At 72.8% G+C, this 5,264-nt stretch carries 4 protein-coding genes (1 of these 4 running past the window's edge); all 4 read left to right on the forward strand.

The window, feature by feature from the left end:
• Nucleotides 1-653 precede the first annotated feature (653 nt).
• Nucleotides 654-2,132, forward strand: a complete 1,479-nt coding sequence (locus FDZ70_04655) for an NADH-quinone oxidoreductase subunit M (protein TLM78040.1) — start codon at nucleotides 654-656, stop codon at nucleotides 2,130-2,132.
• On the forward strand, nucleotides 2,129-3,508 hold the full coding sequence (locus FDZ70_04660; protein TLM78041.1) for an NADH-quinone oxidoreductase subunit N: 1,380 nt from the start codon (nucleotides 2,129-2,131) through the stop codon (nucleotides 3,506-3,508). The genes FDZ70_04655 and FDZ70_04660 overlap by 4 nt, the downstream gene beginning before the upstream one ends.
• Before the next feature lie 114 nt (nucleotides 3,509-3,622).
• Entirely contained in the window at nucleotides 3,623-4,954 is a 1,332-nt protein-coding gene (locus FDZ70_04665; protein TLM78042.1) for a PDZ domain-containing protein, read from the forward strand.
• A protein-coding gene (locus FDZ70_04670) for a 23S rRNA (pseudouridine(1915)-N(3))-methyltransferase RlmH (protein ID TLM78043.1) crosses the window boundary here: on the forward strand, nucleotides 4,951-5,264 show its 5' portion. The gene runs 160 nt beyond the window's last position; only the first 314 of its 474 coding nucleotides appear in the window; it begins with the start codon at nucleotides 4,951-4,953; its stop codon lies beyond the right edge, outside the window. Before FDZ70_04665 ends, FDZ70_04670 begins: the two co-directional genes overlap by 4 nt.

The following is a 5,264-nucleotide window of genomic DNA, read 5'->3' on the forward strand; positions in this document are numbered from 1 at the left end:
GCCCTGTACGTCGCGCGGCTCTGGTTCCGCGTGTTCACCGGCTTCCGGCGCACCGAGCATGCGCACGAGGGCAACGCGCTCATGCTCGCGCCGATGGCGGTGCTCGCCGCCGTCACCGCGGTCGGCGGCTTCGGCTCGGTCGCGTTCGCGCGGCTGCTCGGGCATGCGGGCGAGTGGCCGCAGCCGGCGGTGTACGGGCCGTCGGTGGGCGCCGCAGCCGCGGGGCTGCTCGTCGGGTGGTGGGCGTACGGGCGCACGTCGGCGGTGCTCAACACGACGCGGCTCAAGCGCAGGCTGGGCAATGTCTACCACGTCGTCGAGCAGCGCTTCTACTTCGACCTTACCTACGACGCGCTGCTCGTGAGGCCGTTCGCGCGGCTCGCGGACCGGCTCGCGGCGTTCGACGGCAGCGTGGTCGACGGGGCGGTGAACGGCGCCGGCCGCGCGTGGGCGCGCCTGTCCGGCGCCAGCGCGCGGTTCGACGGGCGCGTCATCGACGGCGCGGTGAACGGGGCCGCGTCCGCGATCCGGGCGGCCGGCGAGCGGTTGCGCCGCCTCCAGACCGGCCGGCTCGCGTACTACCAGAAGTTCGCCGTCGGCGCGCTGCTGTTGCTCGTGCTGCTGGCACTCGTCGTGAAGGGAGTCGGTACGCCGTGACGTTCCCCCTGCTCACAGCCATCGTCTTCATGCCGCTCGCGGGCGCGGTGGTATGCGCGCTCCTACCACGGGCGCGCGCGCCGTTCGCCCGCGGGGTCGCGGCCGCGTTCTCGGGCACCGTGCTGCTGATGGCGTCCGGCCTGCTCGTGCTGTTCGAGCCGAACCTGTCGAGCCACCAGTTCGTCGAGAGCATCTCGTGGGTGCCGCAGTTCGGCATCCGGTACCACCTCGGCGTCGACGGCATCTCCGCTCCGATGGTCTTCCTGTCGGCGCTGCTCACCTTCATCGCCGTGCTCGCGTCGTGGAAGGTCACCGAGCGGGCGCAGTCGTACTTCGCGATGCTCATGCTGCTGGCCGTCGGGATGAACGGCGTGTTCGCCGCGCTGGACTTCGTGCTGTTCTACGTGTTCTGGGAGCTCGTGCTCGTGCCCATGTACTTCCTGATCGCGTGGTGGGGCGGCCCGCGGCGCGACTACGCGGCCCTGAAGTTCTTCCTGTACACGCTGGCCGGCTCGGTGTTCATGCTCGTCGGCATCATCGCGATGTACCTGCATCCGGACGGCGGCACGTTCGACATGGCCGTGCTCGCCACGAACGCGGGCCGGGGCATGGGGCCGCAGTTCCAGTTCTGGGTGTTCGCCGCGTTCTTCCTCGGGTTCGCCGTCAAGGTGCCGGTGTTCCCGCTGCACACGTGGCTTCCGGACGCGCACGTCGAGGCGCCCACCGCCGCGTCCGTACTGCTCGCGGGCATCCTGCTGAAGATGGGCACATACGGCTTCCTGCGCGTGTCCCTGCCGATGCTGCCGGGCGCGGCGCACGCGTGGCAGTGGGTCCTCGCCACGCTCGCCGTCATCTCGATCGTCTACGGCGCGGCGGTGGCGTTCGCGCAGAAGGATCTGAAGAAGCTCGTGGCGTACTCGTCGGTCTCGCACATGGGCTTCGTGATGCTCGGCATCGCATCGCTGAACCCCGTCGGCATCGACGGAGCCATGGCGGTCAACTTCAGCCACGGCATCGTCACCGGCCTACTGTTCCTGCTGGTCGGCATGGTCTACGAGCGCGCCCACACGCGCGAGATCACCGAGCTGTCGGGGCTGTCGGCGAAGGTGCCGGTCTACGCCGGCCTGCTCGCCTTCGCGTCGTTCGCGTCGCTGGGGCTGCCGGGCCTGTCGGGATTCGTCGGCGAGTTCCTCTCGCTGGTGGGCGCGTGGGAGTCGGCGATCTGGCCGGGTCTGGTCGTGCTCGCCGGTGTGGGCGTGCTGCTTGCGGCGGCCTACATGCTCTGGATGCTGCAGCGCACCGTGTTCGGTACGCCGTCGGCGAAGGTCGCCGGCATCTCGGACGTGACGCCGTTCGAGGTGGCGTACGTGGTGCCGCTCGTCGCGCTGACGCTCGTGGTCGGCGTGTGGTGGGACTCGCTGCTGCGCTTCGTCGACCCGGCGGTCCGCGCGCTGCTCGCGGCGATGGGGGCGTGAGCGTGGCGCTGCTGCGACATCTGGCTCCCGAGCTGCTGCTGCTCGTCGGCGCGTGCGCCGCGCTGTTCACCGGGCGCCTGCCCGGGGCGGGGCGCACGACCGCGTGGATCGGCGCCGGTGTGGCCGCCGCGGCCGGCGTCGCGGCGCTGCTCGTGCCGGCCGGCGGGACGGCGCTGGGCGGCATGCTCGCGTTCGAGGGCACGGCGCTGTTCGGGCGCGCCGCGGTCGGTGCGCTGACGGCGGTGTGGTGCATCTGGCTCGCGGGTCGCGGCATGCCCGGCGAGCCGCGCAGCGTCGCGGTCGCGCAGGCGCTGCTGTCGGCGGGCGGCGCGATGCTGCTCGCGGCGGCGGCCGACCTGGTGACGTTCTTCCTCGCCGCGGAGCTGTCGACGATGCCCGCGTACGTGCTCATGGGCTACCGCCGTCGCGACGCGGCCGCGCTCGAAGGTGCGCTCAAGTACTTCCTGCTCTCGATGCTCACCGGGCTGGTGACGCTCTACGGCCTCTCGCTGCTGTTCGGCGCGTCCGGCACCTCGCTGTACGCGGAGATCGACCTGTCGCGCGCCGGCATGTTGGGCATCGTGGGCGCCGTCATGGCGGTCTCGGGCGTCTTCGCCAAGCTGTCGGCGGCGCCGTTCCACTTCTGGGCTCCCGACGCCTACGCCGGTGCGCCCGCGGCCTCGGTCGCGTTCGTCTCGACCGTGCCAAAGGTCGCCGGCACGGTCGCGCTGGTCCGCCTGGCCGCGGTCCTCGTCCCGCAGTCGGCGGGTCTCGGCGCGGTGTTCGCGATCGCGGCGGCCGCGTCCATGCTGCTCGGCAACCTCGCGGCCTACCCGCAGAGCGACCTGCGCCGGCTGATGGCGTACTCGGGCATCGCCCACAGCGGCTACCTGTTGCTCGGCATCGCGGCGGGCGCCACCGCGGCCGGCGTCACCGTGCTGTACGCGGTGGCCTACGCCGTCCCGTCGATGGCGGTGATGCTGCTCGCCGCTGAGGAGGGGAGCACGCTCGGCGACTTGAGCGGGCTCGTCACGCGGCGCCCGTGGGCCGCGTGGGCGCTGGCCGCGTGGCTGCTGTCGCTCGTGGGTGTCCCGCCGCTGTGGGGCTTCTTCGGGAAGCTGTACCTGTTCTCCACCGCGTACGGTGCCGGGCAGGTCGCGCTCGTCGTGCTCGCGCTGGCGATGAGCGCGGTGTCCGCGGGCTACTACTTCCGCGTGCTGCGCCCCGCGTTCCTCGCTCCGGCTGCCGCCGAGCGCGAGCCGGCGGCGCGCTCGTGGGAGAGCGCGATCGCGCTGCGGGCGTGCGCGCTCGCGACGCTGGCGCTCGGTGCGTTCGGAGGACCGCTGCTCGCATTGCTCGGGGCGCCGGCCGGATAGCCGGGGTGCCAGGGCCGCGCCGTGGAGAAGCGGTGGAGCGCGGCGCCGCGGCGAGCCGGCCGGCGGTATCCTCGGGGCGCGAGAGGCCTTCGCCGAGCAACGAGGTGACCTGCGATGACCGATGAGACCGCTGCTCCGGAGGGCGCCGCCCCGCAGCCGCCCGCGCCCGCACAGCCGCCCGGCTACTACGCCGCGCCCGCTCTGCACGTGACTCCGTCACCGGACGCCGGCCCGCTGCCGGTGTGCGACTACGCCGGCGACTCGGAGGAGCCCTGCGAGGAGCCCGCGAAGGTGCGGCGCTGGTCGGGCTGCGCGGTGGTCGTCGCGGCGATGATCGGCGCGCTCGTCGGAGGCGCGCTCGTCGCCGGCGTCGCGCTGTGGGCGTTCCGCTCGCTGGCCGCGGAGGCGGACGGTGGGTCCGGCCCTGGTGCCGGCGCGGACGCCGCCGAGAGTGTCCCCGTGTCGGCGCCGCTGCGCACGGACGGCAGCGAGGACGCGGCGGTCGCCGTGGCCGACAAGGTCACGCCGTCGGTGGTCAGCGTCGGCGTCCAGAAGATGGTCGTCAACGGGATGACCGGCAGGCGCGGCTACCAGCAGGCGGGCAACGGCTCGGGGATCATCATCCGCGACAACGGCTACGTCCTCACGAACAACCACGTCATCGAAGGAGCCGACCGGATCTTCGTGGCGATCGGCGTGGACGAGGTCGAAGCGAAGGTCGTGGGGGCGGATCCGCTGACGGACCTCGCGGTCATCAAGGTCGAGCGCATCGGACTGCCCGCCGCCGACCTCGGCAGCAGCGCGGGTCTGAAGGTCGGGGAGTTCGTGATGGCGGTCGGCAGCCCGTTCGGGCTGGAGAAGACCGTGACCACCGGCATCATCTCGGCGCTGCAGCGCACCGGCGACGCCGGTGGCGCCGCGCGCTACACCAACCTCATCCAGACCGACGCGGCGATCAACCCCGGCAACTCGGGCGGCGCGCTCGTCGACGCGGCGGGCCGGGTGATCGGCATCAACACGCTCATCGAGTCGCCCACGGGCAGCTACGGCGCGGCGCAGTCGGCGGGGATCGGGTTCGCGATCCCTATCGACTTCGCGCGCGACGTCGCCGAGCAGCTCATCGCCACCGGCCGCGCGCAGCACCCGTACATGGGCGTGCAGACGCAGTCGGTCACGCCCGAGAGCGCCGCGTCGCTCGGTCTGGCGGCCGAGCGCGGCGCGCTCGTCATGCTCGTGGTCGCCGGCTCGCCCGCCGAGGATGCCGGCCTGGCGCGCGGCGACGTGATCGTCAAGGTGGGTGACCGTGACGTCGCGACCTCCGAGGACGTCTTCGGCGAGGTGCGCGAGGGCGGCATCGGCAAGCCGCTCGACGTGGTCGTCATGCGCAAGGACGAGCGCCGCACCATCACCGTCACGCTCGGCTCGGACTCGGCGCGCACGCAGTGAAGATCACGGTGCTCGCGGTCGGGCGCCTGAAGGAGCGCTGGTGGCGTCAGGCGGCCGACGAGTACCTGAAGCGCCTGCGCCCGTACGCCGACGTGCGCGAGGTCGAGGTCGCCGACCGCGACGTGACGTGCGACGAGGCGCGCGCGCTTCGCGAGGAGGGCGACGCGCTCCTGCGCGCGCTGCCTGCGGGCGCGCACGTGATCGCGCTGGAGATCGGTGGCGCGCAACTGTCGAGCGAGGCGTTCGCGGAGCGGATCGAGGCACTCAAGACCGGCGGCGTGAGCCACGTCGCGTTCGTCGTGGGCGGGGC

Source organism: Actinomycetota bacterium (assembly GCA_005774595.1).
Taxonomy (GTDB): Bacteria; Actinomycetota; Coriobacteriia; order Anaerosomatales; family D1FN1-002; genus D1FN1-002.

What these genes read in the sequence shown, in the direction of transcription:
- FDZ70_04665 (TLM78042.1), top strand. Translation starts at nt 3,623, where the DNA reads ATGACCGATGAGACCGCTGCTCCGGAGGGCGCCGCCCCGCAGCCGCCC.